General features: G+C 41.6%; 21 protein-coding genes. 12 read left to right on the plus strand and 9 right to left on the minus strand.

Features of this window, described 5'->3' with window-relative positions; genetic code table 11:
• Positions 1-13: 13 nt before the first annotated feature.
• The 5 genes from BUC20_RS10450 to lodA all read right to left on the minus strand — a co-directional run bounded on the left by BUC20_RS10450 (position 14) and on the right by lodA (position 6,165).
• Positions 14-1,393: a glycine-rich domain-containing protein gene (locus tag BUC20_RS10450; protein WP_073230633.1), complete on the minus strand. Its 1,380-nt coding sequence runs from the start codon at positions 1,391-1,393 to the stop codon at positions 14-16.
• Between the two features lie 181 nt (positions 1,394-1,574).
• Positions 1,575-2,042 carry a hypothetical protein gene (locus BUC20_RS10455; protein ID WP_073230635.1) on the minus strand — a complete coding sequence of 156 codons (468 nt, stop codon included), beginning with the start codon at positions 2,040-2,042 and terminating at the stop codon, positions 1,575-1,577.
• A gap of 143 nt (positions 2,043-2,185) precedes the next feature.
• Positions 2,186-2,674, minus strand: coding sequence for a nuclear transport factor 2 family protein (locus tag BUC20_RS10460; RefSeq protein WP_073230636.1), 489 nt, complete (start codon positions 2,672-2,674; stop codon positions 2,186-2,188).
• A gap of 246 nt (positions 2,675-2,920) precedes the next feature.
• Positions 2,921-4,057: a lysine-epsilon-oxidase maturase LodB gene (gene lodB, locus BUC20_RS10465; RefSeq protein WP_073230638.1), complete on the minus strand. Its 1,137-nt coding sequence runs from the start codon at positions 4,055-4,057 to the stop codon at positions 2,921-2,923.
• Positions 4,057-6,165, minus strand: a complete 2,109-nt coding sequence (gene lodA / locus BUC20_RS10470; RefSeq protein WP_073230640.1) for a CTQ-dependent lysine 6-oxidase LodA — start codon at positions 6,163-6,165, stop codon at positions 4,057-4,059. The genes lodB and lodA overlap by 1 nt, the downstream gene beginning before the upstream one ends.
• A 199-nt stretch (positions 6,166-6,364) precedes the next feature.
• Between lodA and BUC20_RS10475 the strand changes: the two genes are divergently transcribed.
• Complete coding sequence (locus BUC20_RS10475) at positions 6,365-6,898, plus strand: hypothetical protein (RefSeq protein WP_073230642.1); 534 nt, start codon at positions 6,365-6,367, stop codon at positions 6,896-6,898.
• Here the strand turns inward: BUC20_RS10475 and BUC20_RS10480 are convergent, their stop codons facing one another.
• On the minus strand, positions 6,899-7,720 hold the full coding sequence (locus BUC20_RS10480) for a hypothetical protein (protein ID WP_073230644.1): 822 nt from the start codon (positions 7,718-7,720) through the stop codon (positions 6,899-6,901).
• Between the two features lie 555 nt (positions 7,721-8,275).
• On the opposite strand from BUC20_RS10480, the gene BUC20_RS10485 reads away from it, so the two are divergent.
• Both BUC20_RS10485 and BUC20_RS10490 read left to right on the plus strand, forming a co-directional pair.
• Entirely contained in the window at positions 8,276-8,833 is a 558-nt protein-coding gene (locus BUC20_RS10485; RefSeq protein ID WP_073230646.1) for a TetR/AcrR family transcriptional regulator, read from the plus strand.
• Between the two features lie 63 nt (positions 8,834-8,896).
• Complete coding sequence (locus BUC20_RS10490; RefSeq protein ID WP_200800924.1) at positions 8,897-10,075, plus strand: MFS transporter; 1,179 nt, start codon at positions 8,897-8,899, stop codon at positions 10,073-10,075.
• Between the two features lie 14 nt (positions 10,076-10,089).
• Here BUC20_RS10490 and BUC20_RS10495 read toward each other — a convergent pair whose 3' ends face one another.
• Complete coding sequence (locus tag BUC20_RS10495) at positions 10,090-10,599, minus strand: GNAT family N-acetyltransferase (protein ID WP_073231770.1); 510 nt, start codon at positions 10,597-10,599, stop codon at positions 10,090-10,092.
• Between the two features lie 209 nt (positions 10,600-10,808).
• On the opposite strand from BUC20_RS10495, the gene BUC20_RS10500 reads away from it, so the two are divergent.
• Together BUC20_RS10500 and BUC20_RS10505 are read left to right on the plus strand one after the other, a co-directional pair.
• Complete coding sequence (locus BUC20_RS10500; RefSeq protein ID WP_073230647.1) at positions 10,809-11,636, plus strand: energy transducer TonB; 828 nt, start codon at positions 10,809-10,811, stop codon at positions 11,634-11,636.
• A 111-nt stretch (positions 11,637-11,747) separates the two neighbouring features.
• Positions 11,748-12,362 carry a hypothetical protein gene (locus tag BUC20_RS10505; RefSeq protein WP_073230649.1) on the plus strand — a complete coding sequence of 205 codons (615 nt, stop codon included), beginning with the start codon at positions 11,748-11,750 and terminating at the stop codon, positions 12,360-12,362.
• Between the two features lie 15 nt (positions 12,363-12,377).
• Here BUC20_RS10505 and BUC20_RS10510 read toward each other — a convergent pair whose 3' ends face one another.
• Both BUC20_RS10510 and BUC20_RS10515 read right to left on the minus strand, forming a co-directional pair.
• A complete protein-coding gene (locus BUC20_RS10510; protein WP_073230651.1) occupies positions 12,378-12,563 on the minus strand; it encodes a hypothetical protein in 186 nt (61 codons plus the stop codon).
• 9 nt (positions 12,564-12,572) lie between these two features.
• Positions 12,573-13,502 carry an AraC family transcriptional regulator gene (locus tag BUC20_RS10515; protein ID WP_073230653.1) on the minus strand — a complete coding sequence of 310 codons (930 nt, stop codon included), beginning with the start codon at positions 13,500-13,502 and terminating at the stop codon, positions 12,573-12,575.
• A 114-nt stretch (positions 13,503-13,616) separates the two neighbouring features.
• Here BUC20_RS10515 and BUC20_RS10520 point away from each other — a divergent pair, with 114 nt between their 5' ends.
• Genes BUC20_RS10520 through BUC20_RS34060 form a run of 7 tightly spaced genes read left to right on the plus strand, consistent with a single transcriptional unit; the run spans position 13,617 to position 20,270 of the window.
• Entirely contained in the window at positions 13,617-15,092 is a 1,476-nt protein-coding gene (locus BUC20_RS10520) for an alpha-L-fucosidase (RefSeq protein ID WP_084528748.1), read from the plus strand.
• A gap of 5 nt (positions 15,093-15,097) precedes the next feature.
• Positions 15,098-15,754 carry an RraA family protein gene (locus BUC20_RS10525; protein WP_073230654.1) on the plus strand — a complete coding sequence of 219 codons (657 nt, stop codon included), beginning with the start codon at positions 15,098-15,100 and terminating at the stop codon, positions 15,752-15,754.
• A 2-nt stretch (positions 15,755-15,756) separates the two neighbouring features.
• Complete coding sequence (locus tag BUC20_RS10530; protein WP_073230656.1) at positions 15,757-16,029, plus strand: UxaA family hydrolase; 273 nt, start codon at positions 15,757-15,759, stop codon at positions 16,027-16,029.
• 11 nt (positions 16,030-16,040) lie between these two features.
• Positions 16,041-17,234 (plus strand): UxaA family hydrolase, encoded by a 1,194-nt coding sequence (locus BUC20_RS10535; protein ID WP_073230658.1) that lies wholly within the window; start codon positions 16,041-16,043, stop codon positions 17,232-17,234.
• Between the two features lie 24 nt (positions 17,235-17,258).
• Entirely contained in the window at positions 17,259-18,533 is a 1,275-nt protein-coding gene (fucP, locus tag BUC20_RS10540) for an L-fucose:H+ symporter permease (protein WP_234994496.1), read from the plus strand.
• Between the two features lie 57 nt (positions 18,534-18,590).
• Positions 18,591-19,772 (plus strand): alpha/beta hydrolase family protein, encoded by a 1,182-nt coding sequence (locus BUC20_RS10545; protein ID WP_200800925.1) that lies wholly within the window; start codon positions 18,591-18,593, stop codon positions 19,770-19,772.
• A complete protein-coding gene (locus BUC20_RS34060; RefSeq protein ID WP_200800926.1) occupies positions 19,773-20,270 on the plus strand; it encodes a hypothetical protein in 498 nt (165 codons plus the stop codon).
• Position 20,271: the final 1 nt, after the last annotated feature.

Here is a 20,271-nt window from a genome sequence, read left to right on the forward strand (position 1 = left end):
TTCCTGTTTAAGGTTAACATCCACATCCTGTATTATCCGGTTGTCTGGCTCCGCAAGCCTGATGATCTCCGAAATAATTACCTACTTTTTTGAAAAAGGAAGTATCTGAAATGCCATTGAATTGATTGATAATGATTGCTTTCTGATTTAAGGTGTTAATGCCATTCAAAAAGACAGCTTGTTTTTTAATCTCTCTTGCCATCATCTCCTGATCAGTACTTAAAAATATCCATGGAATCATGAAACAGAAGCTGATGACGAAGAATATGGACAGCAGCAGGATGGCGAAACCACCTGTTTCTTCGGTTGGAAAAAACCAGATCATCATCACCAAAACTGCCATAAACAGGAAGAAAACAGGAGATTGCGGTTTTTTTGATGCGGTTTTTACCCTACAAATAGCGTTTAAATAGGTGCTTAAGGCTAAATTTAATTGATTGAGATTGAATTTTGAGGATTGAGGTAGCTGATTGAAACATTCAAATAACGATTGGCTATGCATAAGATACCGGTCATTAAAGGCTTCAGTGCGGGAAATGCTTAGCGAAAAGAACTTTTCTTTAAACGCTCCTTTTGTATCTATGATTTTTATCCAGTTACTCTCTTCAAGATCGTTTACTAAAAGTAAAAACGCATTGTTGTAACCACCGGTTAACCAGGCCAGCTCATAACGGTTATATTGAGGGATTTTTGCAATGTTGGGTTGCAAATGATGCTTGTTGTAACGGGCAGTCACCCAGCTAATGATCAGAATCAATGGAATGAAAAGCACTAAGTACTGCAGGAGCGGCAGATCAGGAATGGGTAAGGATCCAAACAACATCCAGCTCAATAGAAAAGGAACAATGATGAGCAGGTAATAGGCTTCCACAGGAGGAAAATGGAATGAGTTTTTGGCGGGGGCTTCCTGTTCAGGTTTTAAAAAGGATTTTAGTTCAGGAGGAATTCTCCAGAATTTTGCCGGAGGGTTTTGTTCAAAAACACGGATATAAAGGATTAAGGTTTCAAGATACCAGTCCTGGTGTTTGTTATAGTCGATAATACCACCCACATTAGGAAAGTGGTGAAGCTCACGCTGTAAAATATTAGGGCAGAAGTTTTTCCAGTATTCAGTCGTATAGAGTAAATGCATGTGCCAGACTTTATCTACAACAATAGAGGGGGAGGCTCCATTTTCAGAAATGCAACACAAGTAAACAAAGCGTTTATATTCCTGAATGGCCGCTTTGGTGAAGTCCTCGCTCCAGTCTTCAGTTTGAGCGATCTTTTTTGAAAACGGAATGATTGTATCGGCATCGTCAATAGCGTAATTTGCAATCCGGATCCAAAGTGGGTTATCCTGATAATTCAGGTAGTCCGCGGTTAATTTGATATTGGAATGGGCCGGTTTCATAGCTTTACTTTTTCTATGAATCTCCGGAAATAGTAAAATATAAAAGTCTTATGTAGGTCTTGTTGTGTGGTTTTTTAGTCCTGTATTAGTCTTGTAATAAAGAAAATGATCAAGGATACAAAATAAAAGGCATAAAAAAAGAGGTACTTAAAGCACCTCTTTTTTTTTATTTGATTATTGATTATAACCTGAATCCTACTCTTAAAGCTGCATAAGAAGTCCCTGCATCTTCAACTCTGATTCCGGCATCGATACGGTTGTTGAATTTGTAGCCAACACCACCACCAACAAGGAAGTTTGTACCTACATCATTGAATCCGATTGCAGCACCTAAGTTGAAGTTAATGAAGACCTTTGGATCTACAAAATACTTCACTCCACCTTTTAATGGTAAAAAAGTATAATTATCGAAGTAATCGTATTTAGGGAATAAGGTTTCTACTCCGGTAGCCAGGGTTAATCCTAATTTCTTCTCTACTGCCCATTCGGCCTCTAAAATTCCGCCAATCCCTACATTGTAACCTTTACTAAACGGAATAAGCAATTCTGGTGAGAGGGTTATTTTTGCTGATTGTGCATACGATTTTGCCGTAAAGCACATAAACATTGCAGCAATCATTCCGGTAATTAAGAGTCTTTTTGTATTCATAAGATAAATTTGTTAGTTCAATCTGCTTTAAACAAAGATTAGACCAAATTTGTGATTTCTCATGTGCCAAGCCGTATATGCTCTTTATCAGGAATAAAAAGGGGGCTTATGAGTGATATTCTAGACACAAAAGGAATCAGGTGTTATACTTTCTTCGGATGATCATAACTAATCACACGGTACAATTTCCATTGTCCATCTTTAAGCTGCCAGACATGCACAAATTTAAAAGTCCCGCTTAATTTTTCCTGCGCTCCTTTATTCGTGTAGTAAAAACGATGTGCACCAATTTCAATTGCTCCAAATCCTTTTATCGGATGGACTTCAAGACTCCCTGGAACCAGTTCCCTGCGGATATGGTTCCCTCTGGCACAGGTTTCCACAATTGATTTCAGTTCGTTGTCTGCACCAAGGGTAAGACCGCCAATGTCATGAAAAAATTCCATGTCCGGGCTTAAGAACTTTTTATAAGTTAGGGTATCACAGTTATTAACGGCATTGAACATCAGGCTGTCTGCCTTGGAGATTTCTTTGAATAAAATTGCTTGAATGGGAATGGTTTGCTGCGCAAAAGATAGATTAAAAGAAAGAAGAAAAAGGAAAACTGGAATAAGGGTTTTAGGGGACATCATTTGTGTTTTGTTAATTTTATGGGGACTAAGCTAATGATATGCCAGTCTTGCCGCTACTTGTTAAATGGTGTTGTGAGCGTTTCTTTGTAAGAACAGGTCATTTTCTGTACGATAACGAACAGCGTTATGTACGGTTATGTTCAATGGCTAAAGTAGTCAAAATGACGATAGTGCTAAGCCCTGAAAGAAAAAATCCCGGATGGACCAGGATTTTTTGCTTTAGGCTGCGAAATATCTGTGGATGAATCAGGCATATTGTTCCGGGCGTGCAGGAACAAAGGAATGCCGTCTTTTCCAGAAAGAAGCTTCCGGCCAGCGTTGTTCTTTATGATAAAACTGTAGTTTAAGGTCCTGATAGCTATGGAAGATGCGGCTGATGTCCTGTTGATAACGGTCAATGGCTTTTGTATCTCCTTTGTGGTTTTCCATTAAGGCAGCTGCAGCCTGAAAGGCAGAGCTTAATGCGAAGCCGATTCCCATGGAAGAGAGGGGATCAAAGGCTGCGGCGGCATCGCCTACGGCAATAAAGTTTTTCCTTGCGGAGCAATCGTTCAATTGAGAAAAGGCGTTACGGGTCCAGAGCGGTTCATTGGATATGGTATTGGATGTTCTGTGCAGGGTATGTGTGGTTTGTTTTAACATCTGGCACCAATTCTCCGTTTTATGCAATTGTAAAGCTGAGGCCCTGTCTGCATCTGTAAAGAAAGCAACAGCGATCTGCTGGTTTGGCAATGCAGCGGTATACCACCATCCTTCTTCTGTGGCTTCCATAAACAGATCCTGACTAATGCTACGGTCGTCTGTAGTTTTCAGGAAGGCCCCGATAGCGACCAGCTGATCATACTTTATAGATTCAATACCCAATTGACGGCTAACTGTACTTTGTCTGCCGGTTGCATCAACAACGTAACGGGCATGGATGTTAAAGTTTTGATAGTCACGGTGCTTTAAGCTGGCTTCCCATTGCAGATCTTCCCGTTGTTTCAGGGATTCACAGCGGGTTCTTGGAAAAACGATTCCTCCCCGGCTTACCACTTGTTCGAGCAGGTGCAGGTCGAACTTTTCCCGGTCTATCTGATAATTCCCTCCTGCTGAGGTAAACATAGATTCTCTGGTGCTGATGTATGGACTTCCCCAGGAAGCTTTATTGCTGTATCCTTCTATAAAGCTATCTGATCCAAAATCATTTTTATGGATACCCACATAGTTCAGTAAGTCGAATAAAGCAGGGCTGACATTTTCGCCGACACGTGTCTGGTCCAGTGTGCTATGCTCCACAATGGTAACCTTGAGCCCTGAGTAGCGCAACAGGCTAAGAGCGGTGGCAGCCCCTGCAGGGCCGCCACCGATAATTAATACATCGGTTTGCATTGTTCTGTTCATTATCTTCTGCTTCTGCTGCCCGAGCGAGGTAATTTCCTGGCTCCGGCAAGTGTTTCAATCGCTTTGAAAGCCAGTTCTTCCATATGGGTAACCATATTTGCTGCCAGCTGACCGCGTTGCTTAATCAGTGATTTATCAGGTTCGATGTAGAATACAGGAAGTGTGGTATCCCAATCCTGTTCATTGCCACTGATTTGCGCGATATGGACCTCCTTGTAAGTAAACAGTGCATTGTTGCGTTCTGTCTCCACAATAAAGGGATAGCCATTTTTTGCATCCGCATTTTTATCTCTGAGGAAACCCAGTGCGTACCAGAATTCTACCATTTGTACAAAGCTGTTGATTCCTCTGGCATAGTTCATTTGTTCGCCTGGGGGCACATGAGTAGCTGCTTGTCCCTTTGCAGTAAATTCACCAACAAGGACATCCCATGGGCTTTGAGGTGGCCACCAATAACTGTAATAACTCGGTGGAAGAGGCGCGCTGCCATCAGGAGTCGTTATCTTATTCACATTGGTATCAGTGAAGTTGATGTATTGAACTGTACACTGGAAGAAATCTGCCTGCCATGGACATGCCATACGTTTGGTCAGGTCGCCAGGCTCGCAGCCCCCACCTTCGCATTCATCTCTTGAAGGGGTTAAACCATGTTCTTTATACCAGTTTTCATCCTTGTATTGCTGGATGACATAAGGTGCAGCATAGACGATCGGATTTTGCAGGCTCCAGGTCACTTCTATGCCCGGACACATCGGAAGCCCGACGCAATTGCCTACACTTGCTGCATCTAAAGGATGTACAGGATGGGGGGTATAGTCAAGGTTGTTGTCGAAATTACCTTCGGCCCATTGAGCGAGAAAAAACAGCTGTGTTTCATCCAATGCCATGAATTTCATGATATTGGTATTGCTTACGGAATTACTGCCGGAGTTGAGGGGCATCATTGGAAACTGCTTTCCTGTTTCATCAGTTGTAAACAGTTGCTCCTGAGGATAAGGTATTCCTGTACTTCCTTCAACAGGTGGCTGTGTATCGTTTTGCCTGAAGAGGGCATAGAAATTCTGCCTGTTGGTTTTGTTTTCGGGAGAAGGATCGGCATAATCGAATGGCCCGTTAACTGCCGCCTGCATGGGTTGTACATTGGATACCCACTGGTACCTTCCCATACGGTCAATAATAGGGAAAATGTCACGATAGTAATTTGGCTTAAACTGTGGCTGCCAGGCACCATTGCTATACATTTTAGGGGCCAGATTGAAATTCCTGACACCGACATCAAACATGGTATCACTAAGATTCGAAATGTTCACGATTTCAGGAGCAAAATCAGGTGAACCTACAATGACCCATGCCGATAAACTTACAGGTGCAGTGCCATTATTAAAGGTTACGGTACAATAAACCGGGCCATCAGAAATGTCATCATGCCAGGTATTGGAACCACCGTAACTGGTTAAAGGTTCATTGCCTCCGGCGCAACCTGAACCGCCTAAAACAATCAGACGGCCGGCTTCATCCGTCCATAAGGCACCCAGTGTTTTTACCGCAGTACCATATTTTACAGTAGGGGATGGAAAATGGGCGTGATATCCTGCCGGTACATTTAGCGCATCAAAATCAATGGACAGGTTCCTTCCGGAGATGGTACGTGGACCAGGATCAACAATTAGTTCCCGGCGCAGAGGTTCAGTGATCACATCAGGGTTTCGGAATTTGACACCCTGATTTTTATAACTGTTGCCCTGACCATACAACAGGTTGCCCTGAAGTTCAGAATATTGATACCAGGCCGCTTTTTTATTGGCCAGGTGTACTGTCCATTCAATAGATGCTACTCCGGGTGAATCCAGGGTGAGCTCATCTACTCCGTTTTCCTGGAAAACTTTAAATAACTGGCCCTGCCTTTTAATCCGGCCGGCATCATCTTTGAATTTTACGATTGGACCTTTGCCGTCTCCATTAAATGGAAGACCACCAATGCGGTCTGGCGACAAACATATGTTAGCAGGGTTAGTGGGAGAAACAACGATCGGTGGACCTGTTTCTGGGCTGAGGGGGCTGTTGCCTAGACGGGCAACCCCAACAGAGGGATGAATCTGTAGTGACATGCTTTTTTATTTAGCGTTAACAATAGGAATTATCACTAAAATTAAGCTTCCGTTGTTTAGTCTTTTAGCGTACAAATACGCTGTTTCTAAAACAGGTACTTTTACCCGTTTAAATGGCTGCTCAGAAAAACAGCAGAAAAATATTTTACCTTTAATACTAAGATGAAGGATAAAACTCCTTTACACCTTTAAGCAGAACATGGAGTTAAGAGAAGAAATCGAACCTAAGCTGGAGATCGCGGAAAAACGCTTTCCTGAAATATTGAATTTAATTATGGAGTTCAGTGAATTCCTTGATGAAAATGGTGATGAAGATGGTCAGGAATATCAAAACCTGACCAGAAAGCTCCATTTGTTAACCAATAAGGAGATTTCTAAATTTAATATCCACGAGTATTATGAGGAAGAAGGGGCTGAAGTTTTGGCATTTAGAATCGGTTTGCCTGATCCGGTTAAATCAGATCAGGTTTCAAAAGAGGAACTCCTGGAAATTGTCAGCCGGTTGAGGAATTTTGAAGAGCCCGCGGAAGGGGATGAAAGTTTTGCAACACAATTTAAGTATCATTTGGACGATTATTACCATCAATTTCTGGAATTAAACTTTAAAAGGTATCGTTTCCAGCTTTTCAACAGACAGAAAGATGCAAATGGAAATTATTTCGATTATTCTGTAGAAGAGATCGCTGAAAAGATAGGAGCAGGAAATGGACCAACGTTGAAGGAACGAAAATAACTACTGGTCTGATTTGATGAAGATGAGTTTGTAGTAATCAGTTTCGGCAAGTCTATAAGTATGGGTAAAGGGAGTTCCTTTGAGTTCGATCTGTACCTTGTCCGGAGCGATAAATCTCCATTTTCCTGTGGTTTCAAGGCTGTCTCTTTCTTTGGTTTTTGTTGCGGAGCTGCTTCCGTATTGCTGAACCGATTTATAGTCAATAAGATGACTGGCTTTAAAGCTCAGTTGTATAGACTGTCGAATGATCCCCTCAGGAAGATTATGACGGTTACCAGGATAGTTGTCAGTTAATCCGTACCAGGTATTATAAAATGTCTGGCACTTTCCGGTTTTACATTGTTTCTGAAAATCACTTCTGATCAGGTAGAGCGTATCTGCGTTTTTGGTAACTGCAACATTCCATGTTTTTTCCTGTAATAATGCGGCAATGTCAAGCTGCTGATCCAGCCTTTTAAGGAATATGGTATCTATGTTGTACTTCGCCCCCCTGGAGCTTCCGCCACCATGGGGATTGAACAGGTAAATTTCATCGGATTCAAATCCCTCTTTTTCAATCCTTTCATTCACTCTTAAAGGAGGTGCTTCCATGATCATCATTTCCGAGAGTAAGAATTTATTGTACCTCCGTTCAGATAAACGGAATGTGCCATCTTTTGAAGTAAGCGTTTCACCGACCTTGCAGTTTTCTACCGGATGGTGGTTGTAATCCAGAATGGTCCCCCGGATTTCGGGTCTTGCCAGCCTTGAAATACAGGACGACAAAAACAGGAGGGATATAGAGATCAGTACAATGCTGAACCTGGTGTTTTTTGATGTCATTTGATCAGGATTTGATATTTGAGTAGACATTTAATGAATGCCAATATAAATTGAATTTCCATAGGGTTGGTATTATTGTTTTACAGATGTTGTCTTGTTTTCTGTAGTATTTGAATTGATATTGACTCTTTTTTTTGAAGCGATACACCGCTGATCTTATAGACATAGGAATGTATGTTATTGGTGGATGGTTCTTTTTGCAAATTATGAACAAATAAAATATGTTTTTTTGAATTTAATATTTAACTTTATGATTAGTTATAGTCACAACCACGTTGTGAATTTAACTTATTGAATTTAATCAGGGATGAATTAAATTTAGTTAATTTGTGATACGGGGGGCAGCTGATTACTGCCTACCCGTTATTATCTGTCTCTTCTTTGGATCTTGTTGCTCCTGCACATGGTATCCATCTCCACAAAAAAATCCTTTGTCTTCGCTTTTTTGGTGATAAGCATCTGTCGCAGGCAGTACGAAGTTCAGTTATAAAAAAGATTATCTTGGAATGTTTATTCCATTTTTCGTAAGTTTGCAATTCCAAATCAGTTAATTATATGAATAAGAAGGAGCAGATCTTAACGGCAACATTGAAGTTAATCGTACAAAAAGGCATCGAGTCAACGCCTATGTCGGAAATAGCCAAAGCAGCTGATACGGGTATGGGAGCTATTTATAACCATTTTCCTAATAAAGAATCCTTAGTCAGTGAGCTGTATTTCTATTTAAAGGCCAAAGAATCGGCTATTATTATGCAAGGTTATGATCCTTCTTTGTCTGTTAAACAACGATTTGTTTACCTATGGAAAAGGATGATCGGATATTTTATGGCTGAGCCTATGGACTTTATGTTTCTCGAACAGTTTTATTATTCTCCTGCTATAGACCCAAAAGCAAAACACGAAGGGAGTTTGTATGTCAGTGTGCTTGATTCGGTGTATCTGGACGGACAGGCTCAGCAAATTATAAAAGAGGGGAATGTGAAAGAATGGATTGGTTTTACCAGCGGATCCCTGGTTTCTCTCGTTAAACTGCACCATAGCGATTACATTAGCCTGCAGGAAGACAGTATTGAACGTTACATCCAGGCTGCCTGGGATGCCATCAGAAGCTAAGCTCAATTTTTAAGAAAAAAAACGGAATAAACATTCCACCTTGGTGGTTTGACATGGATAACTATGATGAAAAATAAAATCGCTTACCTGGGCTGTCTCAGCCTGATCGGAATGATCACTACAGAATTTGGTGTAATCGGAATCCTTCCACAAATAGCGGCTCATTATCAGATCAGTATTGATCAGGCGGGCATGTTATTGAGTGCTTATGCGATGGTTGTTGCACTTGCAGGTCCTTTCATGACGATGTTTGCTTCTGGTGTGAACAGGAAAACGTTAATGGCCGTAACCATGGCTATATTTTTGCTTACGGGGATCGTCTCGGCTCTGGCACCTCCGTTTTGGTTATTGATGACCGTAAGGGTGTTACCTGCCTTTCTCCATCCTGTATTGGTTTCTACGGCTGTAGCTGCGGCGACAAATACCGCGGAGCAGAAAGAAGCACATCAAATGATGGCCATTGTAATAGGTGGAATCGGCATTGCAACCATTACAACCGTTCCATTTGCTACTTACCTGGCGGGAGCTTTTAACAATTGGCAGGCATCCTTTATTTTGCAGGCGGCAATTAGTCTGATCGTGTTGGTCTTGATCCTGTTGCTCTTGCCCTCTTTGCCGGTTGGGGAGAGAAAGTCTTACCGGTCGCAATTGATGATCCTGAAAAAGCCTGCTTTTATCACCACTGCGTTGTTCTCCTTCCTGATGATCGGAGCCATTTTTAGCACTTATAGCTATTTTGCGGATTACCTGAGTAAGGTGAATGGAATGGAGGAAAAAACCATCAGCCTGATGCTGTTGTTGTTCGGTTTAACCGGTATTGCAGGTAATTTTATTGCCGGGAAACTACTGACTAAACACATCACCGGGACGACCTTAATCTTTTTATGTGGGCTGATTGCGGTTTCTGTATTGCTTTATTTTTCAGGACCAATGTCTGCTTTAACTGTGCTTTTAATTGCAGTATGGGGCTTTTTACAAACGCCTTGTTTTTTAACTGCTCAGGCATATATGATCGAAATGGCACCGGAAGCACCGGAATTTGCGAATAGCATTTCCATTTCCTTTGGGAATCTTGGAATAAGTGTGGGTACAATTATCGGGGGCTTATCCATCGCCTCCAATGGGGTACAAAGCACTCCTCTGGTGATGCTCGCTTTTGCGGGAGCAGCATTGATGATGATGTTCGTCAAAAGTAAACTGGCTTCCCCCGATGTGGTTTCAGGTATTCAAAAAGAACAGTAAACCCTGGTTTGCATTTATAACTTTATTTCAAACAAACAGGCTGGCGCATGGTGGTAATGATCGGGAAGGCCTTTCGTATCTTTTAAGTCAAACATCCCTAAAAAGCTGAAACCGGAATTCGTGTAATGTGTGATTAATCCAGTATTATTTCCGAGGGTATCCAGCCTTACAAAGGCTTTACCCTGATCTTTCGCGTATGATTTAGCCCATGTTACAATTAAGAAGACGAAATTCTTACCTCTGAAATCAGGATTTGTTGCGATCCGATGGATGTAAATGGCGGGATCAGCATTGCGGGGCCCCCAGATTTGCTCATCGCTAAAGGTTGTTGCCCAGATGCAGGCAATTTCTCCGTCGATCATCAGCTTCCATTGTCTGTTTTCGGCAATTTCAGTCTCCACGAGCTCCTGCTCAAATTCTGGCCATACCACTACGGTTTCTTTGGATCTCTGGTAGGCTGAAGCTATTCTGTAAAGCCTGAATATTTCCGGAATGTCTGCCGGACTGCAATTTTCTATTTTCATTTCATCTCTTTTCTGAATACCTAAAGATCGGAAATTTAAAAACATGATAAAATCCGAAACTTGCGCAGTAGTTAGATGAAAGGCGCTTCAGGTTCTGATATAAAGAAATATTTATTGACCTTATGGAAAGCTGATGGAACGGGCATCCATATTATAAATGAGCGGGAAGCGATTTTATAGTATGGTGTTAACTTCTAAATTTTAAAGCAATGTTAGGTTCAAAAATCGATTTATTTGGCAATGAGTGGCTTGATGTAGTATTTGATCAGAAAAACAAAACTTATGGAGCATACGCGCTTCGCAGGCAGAGTGGTTCTGATACCACTAAAGCACTCCTTATCGCAGGAACACTTTTTATCCTGTTTTTTTTATCTCCTAAAATCATCAGCCTGATCAAAGGAAATGAGGTGATAGATGATCCCGGAAACACGACAACTGTTGTTGCTGTTGCGCCGCCACCGGCAATAGATAAAAAAATTCTCCCTCCGGTTAAAATAGAGCCCCCTAAATCAAAGGTGTCAACGGTGAAGTTCACAGTTCCGATAGTGGTTGATAACCCTGCTATAGAGGACCCGGTAATGCTCAAAGATCTTGTCAATGCAGATCCGGGACAGAAGAAAATAGCAGGTGATGAGGAGGATGGGCAAATCGTCATCACCGGACAAACCGGAGAAGGACTGAAACAGGCGAAGATTATTGAGGATGATAATAATGTATATGGTGTATTTACACCACTGGAAGTCCAACCGGTTTTCCCTGGTGGAATGGATAAATTTTATAACTATCTGTCGAAATCGATCAGGTATCCTGCCATGGCTCAGGAAATCGGACTGCAAGGTAAAGTGTTTGTATCTTTTATCATTGAAAAAAACGGAGCATTGAGTGACATTAAAGTAGAAAAAAAACTAGGTTCCGGTACGGATGAAGAAGCCATCAGGGTATTGACTGCAAGCCCAAAGTGGATCCCTGGAATCCAGAACGGTAAACCTGTTAGGGTAAGGTATAATATTCCAATTAGTTTTTCATTGGGTCAATAAAAAAGCTATTAGAAGAGAAAGGGGCATCATTTGATAAGATGGTGCCCCTTTTTTTATGAAATCCCCATATATTTGAACTCAGTGACTGCTTGTTAAGCAGAAGGGCTCATCATGGATTGGTTTAAAAAAGGAACATTTATAGCATATACGGAGCAACTAAAGAAAGCTTTTCCAGCTTTTTTGCATCATGATCTTGAACACGTTCTGGATATTTTACCCTTGGGCGTAAATAAGATACAACTCCATACAGCTGAAGTTTGTACGATTGACGATCTATTCCATACCAGTACTCTGGTAGTTTGTCATAAACAGGAACTTTTGACGATTCCTTACCGGATTTATTTTAATGAACCGGTCCGGGGAAAAGAAGCTGAACTCAGCCCTGCTCAAACAGCAATTCTAAACTGTATTTACCTGAGACATCACGATGGGTACGTACGGCAAAGGAGAATGAAACAGCTTCTGGATTATCCTGAAGATTGGATCATCCCATTTACTTTTCAGCTCCTGGGCGACTATGTTCTTGAAATCTTACAGGTATTGGATCAGCATGCGAACGATAAAAATATACCTCAGTACAAAAACTTTGTCCTGGAAAACCAGTTAAACTACCAGCAGACAGAAAGCCGGATGGTCAGTTACTGGAATGAATACTACAGAAGATCCAGATTTACTGAGCTAAAGAACTATCCTGGCCGGAAGATTTTTGACCGCATAATGGGATGACGATGGCTGATGGTTTTAGGATGGATTGTCATTAGTTTGAGCAACCTGATCCGGGCTGATGCCATTGTCGTCCAATGCTTTATTGTAACCTAAAGAATGTTTAATTCCTCCCCAGGCAGTCAACATTAAAATGATGTCTTCGTCTTTTAAGGGACCATTTACCTGATTTTTACAATAATCTAAAAATTCCTGTTCTGTCATGCTGCAAAATTATGGATTTTGTTTCAAAGGAAACCTCAAAGCATTGCGGTTTTTGTACTGATTTGGGGAAAGTCCCATGATATTTCTAAACAATCTGGAAAAATAATACTGATCTGAAAAGCCGAGTTCTGCGGCAATCTCCTTAATCAGCTTATTGCCAGAATATAACTCCTGACAAGCCTTTTGAATTTTAAGCTGGTTGAAATAGTCAATTGGGGAATGTCCGGTGCTGAGCCTGAAAATATTCGATAAATGAGAAACAGAGCAGCCTGATGTATTGGCAAATTCTGCAATACTAATCGACTTATTGAGGTACTTCTTCATGTATTCCATCACTTTCTGTACAATCAGCTCATGTGGATTGGTATGTTCTTTACGGATCAGGGATCCATGCTGAAAGAAAAAGAGGGTAAGGAAATTAACGAACAACAGATTTACATAAACCAGATATTGTGTACTGTATCCTTGTTCCAGTGACAGAAATATCTCGTCGAACAGGGCAATGGCTTCGGTGCCGTAAGCAAAAGGTGTTGGCTGGAAAGATTGTAGGGTGAAAGAAAGGTGATTTAAGCCTGATAATCCATCTCCTCCGAATTTAACCCAGTAAAGGGTCCATGGATGATCTTCAGAAGCCCCATACTCATGTTCTATATGCTGGGGTAATACAAAAAATGTGTTTGGTTTGACCGGTTTTTTTTCACCATTCAGAATTACCCATCCTTCGCCATTCAGACAATAGATCATAATGTTATCCGAACTGCCTGTTTTGCGGTGTGTATAATGATTTGAGGCTTCAGGATAATAGCCAATTTCCGTCAGGTAAAGCCCGTTAAGAAAGAGGCCATCTGTTTGGTGTTGCCTGATGATCTGGGGCGGAATGACAATGATTTTCCGCCCTTCACCATACCAGTAGTTTTTTGGAATTTTTGTTTTTGTCATGATAAGTAAAGTTTGGAAAATAATCCATCAATTTTAGGAAATCATCTATTTTTCTGAGCTGAACTTAGTAATAACTTGGACTTATCTTAAAATAAAGACAACCCGACACCACTTATGAAGCCAAAACTGATCAAACTGTTTTCTTCTATTGCATTGATGAGCTTTCTGTTTGGCTCAGGAAACGCACAATCGTACACCGCAGATTGGAAAAGTCTTGATCAAAGACCCGTTCCGGAATGGTTTAAAGATGCAAAGTTTGGTATTTTTATTACCTGGGGGCCTTATTCTGTTCCTGCTTATGCGCCAAAAGGACAATATGCGGAGTGGTATCAATACTGGCTGCAAACGAATGCTTTTAAAGGAGCAGTAGCGAAATACCATAAGGAGGTATTTGGTGATCAGACCTATTATGAGATGGCAAAAGATTTTAAGGCCGAGTTGTATCAACCTGAGGAATGGGCTAAGCTCATTGAGCAATCAGGTGCAAAATATGTGGTACCTGTGGCCAAACATCATGATGGTTTTTGCTGGTGGCCAAATAAATATGCCAATGAAATCTGGGGTTTCCCATGGACTGCAATGGATATCGGCCCGAAAAGGGATCTGTTAGGAGAACTGTTTGCTGCCATAAAAAAGACTTCAGTAAAACCAGGAGTTTATTTTTCCTGGTATGAGTGGTTTAATCCCCTATACAAACAAAATCCTGAAAAATATGCATTGGAGTATGCCATTCCCCAGGCAAAAGATTTAATTGAAAGATATCAGCCCGCTGTCTTCTGGACAGATGGAGATTGGGACCAAAGCGACACCACCTGGCATGCTACAGAATTCCTGAGCTGGGTGTACAACGAAAGCCTGGTAAAGAAGAATATTGTTACTTATGATCGTTATGGTAAGGGAATCCGATTTAAACATGGGAGTGTTTATACTCCCGAATATCAGCCTGATATGGAATTTGGAAACCATTATTTTGAAGAAAGCAGAGGAATCGGATTTTCCTACAGTTATAATAAAATGGAAGACGCCTGGGACTATAATTCCCCACAAATATTGGTATTGCTCCTGAGTGATCTGGTGAGCCGGGGAGGGAATCTTTTACTGGATATTGGTCCCGATGGCTCAGGAAAAATTCCGCCTATTATGCAGGAACGGCTATTACAGATCGGTAGCTGGCTCAAAAAAAATGGAGAAGCGATTTATAATACGCGGACATGGTCCAGACCTTGTCAATGGAGCGAAGGAAAACGGGATTATAAACCGGAAAGAACACCTGGAGATTTTAAAGCAAATGGCGACTTTATGCTGAAGATGACTATTGATCCGGAACCTGGTTATGCGGTAAAGGAATGCTTTTTTACGACCAATCCTATCACTAATAAATCCTATGCCATCTTGCCAAAATGGCCAGTGAACAACAGGTTTGTAATTAAAGACCTGAAAATGAAAAAGGATAGTAAAGTCCATTTGCTGGAAACCGGAGAAGCGTTAAAGTGGAGACAGGAGAAAGAAGATGTGGTGGTTACCTTTCCGGCATTTAACCCAGACAGGCATAAAAGCGAATATGCTTTTGCGATGAGCATCACTAATTAAAACAAATGAATAAAACTGAAGAATTTGCAGAACGATTAAGCAAATGTTATACCGGAGCAGTATATGATGTGATGAGAAATATGGGCTTGCCGGATCAGCTGCTGCCTAACCACATCCGCCCGTTGAACCTGCAGCATAAGATCGCCGGTCCTGTATTTACCATTTCGGGAAAGATCGACAGGAGTCTGGACAAAGACAGCTCTTTATTGAAATGGTGTGAAATGCTGTCCAAAGCACCAACAGGCCATGTTTTGATTTGTCAACCCAATGATGATACCCTGGCGCATATGGGTGAATTGTCTGCAGAAACGCTTACCTTTAAGGGAGTCCTGGGGTATATTGTGGACGGTGGATGCAGAGACAGTGCTTTTATAGAGGAGATCGGATTTCCAGTATATTGCAGCTATTTTACACCAAGAGATGTGGTGTCTGTCTGGTATGCTACAGAGCTGGGTGGAGAGATCTGTATCGGTGGAGTCCGGATCTCGAGTGGAGATTTTGTGCTGGCAGACAGGGATGGGGTCATCATCATCCCTCAAGACGTTGTTCAGGAGGTTCTGGAAAAAACAGAAGAGGTACTGCTAACCGAAAATCTGGTTCGAAAGGCTATTTTATCAGGCACAGACCCTGTAGATGCATATTTGCAATTTAGAAAATTCTAACCATGACAAAACTGATTAAACTTCATCCTTTAGACAATGTACTTGTTGTCGTGGAGGAAATTAATGCTGCTGAGCGATTGCTCATCAACGACAATATGGTGTACATTCCTGATGCAATTGCTATCGGACATAAAATTGCTGAAGGCTTTATTGAATCAGGAGAAAAAATCATTAAATATGGTGTTCCTATTGGTTCTGCAATAACAAGAATCGCTATAGGAATGCACGTTCATCTTCATAACATGAAGAGCGACTATATTCCAACCCATTATTAAAAAATAAGCATATGGAGTGGCAGGGATATTTAAGAAGTGATGGCCGGAAAGGCATTCGAAACTATATTCTGGTAGTATATCTGGTCGAATGTGCGCATCACGTGGCGAGGTCAATCGCACAACAGTTTAGGGAAGACACCGTTCAGCTAATTGGTTTTGCAGGGTGTTATCCAAACGAATATGCAGACCGGATTATGAATGCTTTGTGTACCCACCCAAATGTGGGTGGGGTGTTGCTGGTTTCCCTGGGTTGTGAAAGTTTTAAGCGTCAGCGGCTGGAAGAAAATATTAAAGCCACAGGAAGGCCCGTCCGGACCATTGTAATTCAGGAAAGCGGAGGTACAAAAAAGACGATTGAGGAAGGAATAGATTGGTTACAAAAGATCCTTCCTGATGTGGCCATAACGCCGCGTGTTCCCATGACAGTTGATGAACTGATCGTAGGAACGATATGTGGCGGGAGTGATGCAACCAGTGGGATCACTGCAAATCCTGCCGTAGGCAGGACCTTTAATCAGCTGGTAGAACGCAAGGCGATCGTGATTTTTGAGGAAACAGGAGAAATGATTGGTCTGGAAAACATCATGAGCAGCAGGGCGATAAGCACCGGGCTCGCCGGAGAGCTCAAAGCATCGGTAGAAAAAGCAGCCCGTTATTATACTTCAATGGGACATGGAAGCTTTGCACCTGGAAATGCAGATGGAGGGCTGACCACCATCGAAGAAAAATCAATGGGTGCCTATTGCAAAAGTGGAGATTCCCCGATCTCCGGGCTTATTAAACCTGGCGACAGGCCCATAAAGTCTGGTTTATATCTTATGGATGTTGTACCAGACGGAGACCCGAAATTTGGCTTCCCAAATATTAATGACAATGTTGAAATTGCAGAAATGATTGCCAGTGGCTGTCATACCATTCTCTTTACTACGGGCAGAGGCTCTGTGGTAGGATCTGCAATCTCTCCGGTGATCAAAATCTGTGCGAACCCTCAGACTTATCAGCGTATGTCGGATGATATGGACATTAATGCCGGGACTATTTTAACCGGAACAAGGACCATCGACGAGGTGGCTGAAGAAATTTTTCAAAACATACTGCAGGTTGCTGCTGGGAAAAAGACCTGTTCTGAGGAACTGGGACACCAGGAGTTCATCTTAACCTATAAAACCTTTACCCCAATCGGCCCGGCTTGTCTGCCTGCCTGATCAATAACTAAAATACTTTTTAAAATGAAATTAACAGCTGCGGATAGCATGCCTTATCAAAAAGAAAAAAATAGGGTATTTCTAGGAGGCACTGTGCTTGTGATCAGTCTTTTTTTCCTCTGGGCACTCACGGCCAACTTATTGCCAATACTGATTCCCCACCTGAAAAAAGCCTGTAGGTTAAGCGTATTGGAATCTTCCCTGATTGATTCTGCCTATTGGATTGCCTATTTTGTGATTGCAATCCCCGCTGGGCTAGTCATGAAAAGGTTCGGCTATAAGAGAGCAATCATCACTGGTCTTTTGCTGGCTGCAGTGGGTGCTTTTCTGTTTTACCCAGCTGCTGAATCGAGGTCATTTGCGTTTTTCCTGTTTGCATTATTTATTCTTGCATCCGGGATGACCTTCCTGGAAACCTCAGCCAATCCGTTTATGACGATCTTAGGTGACCCTGCTACTGCATCCGGCCGCTTGAATTTTGCCCAGGCATTTAATGGTTTGGGTGCTTTTATTGCCTCCATGTTTCTCAGCAAACTGATCATTGCTGAAAAACTGAAAACACCGGCAGAACTCGAACAGTTATCGCCGGAAAACCTGGATCATTATTATTCCTCCCTCTTTCATCAGCTTAAATTTCCATACCTGCTGATTGGCACAATCCTGGTAGGGGTGGCCATATTATTCATGATCACGAGATTCTCTTCAAATCATATTCCAGGGAAAGATCATGCTGCGGGAAAAATTTCTTTAGCTGCGCAACCACAATTGCTAAGGGGAATCCTTACACAATTCTTTTATGTAGGTGCCCAGGTTTGCGTGTCCAGTTTTTTTATTTTATATGCCACATCGGTAACTGGAATGACCGAATATGCAGCGACCAATTATCTTGGATTGCTGTTGCTGAGTTTCATGACCGGGCGATATCTGGGCTCTTTTATCATGAAATATGTAAAACCGGAAAATTTATTATGGATATATGCATCGGTTAGCATACTGTTGATGCTTTTTATTGTCCTCATTGGTGGGAAAAGTGCTTTATGGGCTTTCATCGGCCTGGAGTTCTTCATGTCGATTATGTATCCCACGATATTTTCTCTGGCGATCAGAAATCTGGGAAACAATACACCGATAGGTTCTTCTTATATGGTGATGGCAATTATTGGTGGCGCGATATTCCCACCAATATTGGGTTATCTGTCGGATTTAACGGGAAGCATCCGCATTGCGTACCTGGTTCCCCTGATCTGCTTTATTCCGGTCGCCTGGTTTGGATGGCAGGCAAGAATCGGAAAACCTTAGTTCTCTTTCGATCTTATTGTTACTTTTGGTTTCTTACATTTTTTCCCTTTGCCCGATATGAGACCAGGTATTTTGTTTTTACTATTAATGCTGAATGTTGCCATTGGAAGGTCACAAACCTATAAGCAACTGATTGATAGTGCAGGTCATATCAGTGAAACTGCTAAAGGTGCCGTTGGAAAGAGCAAGGCGCTGAATATTTATGAAAAAGCCTTTGCACTTTATCCAAAAAATATGAAGAATTGGGATCGTTATAAGGCTTCAATTCTGGCAGCTGCATTGGCTAAAAAGGATCAGGCTTTTAAACAGCTGGCTTTCCTGGCAAAGGATGGTCTTGCCAACAATCCGGGATGGGAAATTATTACCGGAGCGGATGCTGCAGCGGATTATAAAAACTTATTGAAGGACCCGAGGTGGAAAAAACTGGAGCAAAAAGCCCGGTTGGAGAGGAAAACATTTTATCAGTTGCTGATGGTTCATCAACAGGAGTTTCAACGGCGGGTATCTCCTGATAAAAATAGGATGGAACAGCAAAATGGAAAAGAACTGTATCGCTATTTGAAGGATGAAGAGGGCTTTTTAGCTAAGAAAAGCCGTGATTATTCCATTCAATTTAAGATCAGTGATACGGCAATCACTTCCTATTATGTGAGGCTACCCAAAGACTATAATCCGAAAAAGCGCTATTCTCTTTTGTTCTTTTTGCATGGGGCTGTAAATTATACTTCCCTGGCAGACTATCAAAGTAGTTATATTCTTGGCGACTGGAACAGGTTTTATACCAAATATGCCGATCAGCAGGAGGTCATCATGGTATATCCTGCGGGTTCAAAAAAATACAACTGGATGAAACCCGATGATGGTTTCTTTATGATCCCTGCAATGCTCAGAGAAATTAAAAAATCCATTAATATAGATGACGATAAAGTTTTTATTTCGGGACATTCCAATGGAGCTACAGGTTCATTCTCTTATCTCATGAAACAACAAAGTCCTTTTGCTGGTTTTTATGGGTTTAATACCAAACCAAAAGTGTTCACAGGAGGGACCTTTATTAAGAACATATTGAACCGTTCCTTTTTTAATGTGTCTACGGATATGGATTATTATTATCATCCTGATGCCCATGATTCTTTAACCGTAATGATGAAAAAAATAGGTGCCGACTATCATGACCATCGTTATAACGGATTTCCTCATTCTTTTCCTGAATATGATGAATCTGAACCTGCTATGTAATTGCTTTTTAAGGACTTGCTGGTAAGAAAGAGAAAACCTTTTCCAGGTAAAATTTACTGGGAATGTGATGATCTGAGATATGGTAAGGCCGATTGGATCCAGATTTCCGGATTAGACACCAGCCAGCAGCGCACCAACTGGCATGATAACCTCAATTTCGACATTTTTAAGCAATGGAGATATAACCAAAACGATAGCCTGGTGCAACGTGATACTATATTGAAGGCCTTTAGTTTTCCCAGGAAACCGGCTGCGGTAAAAGGGAATTACCGGGATAATGAATTTCATATAGAAACATCGGCTGTCGGGAGTTTTAGTATCTTCATTTCGCCGGAGATGGTGAACATGGATAAGCCGGTAACCATTTTTGTAAATGGGCTGAAAAGAATGAGCCGGCTACCTGAATACAATAAAAAATTTATAATGCGGAATTTTAATTCAGACAGAGATAGAAAGGCGATTTGGGTTGATGAATTTAAAATACCTGCAATAAGGTGAT

The organism is Pedobacter caeni (genome assembly GCF_900129215.1).
GTDB lineage: Bacteria > Bacteroidota > Bacteroidia > Sphingobacteriales > Sphingobacteriaceae > Pedobacter > Pedobacter caeni.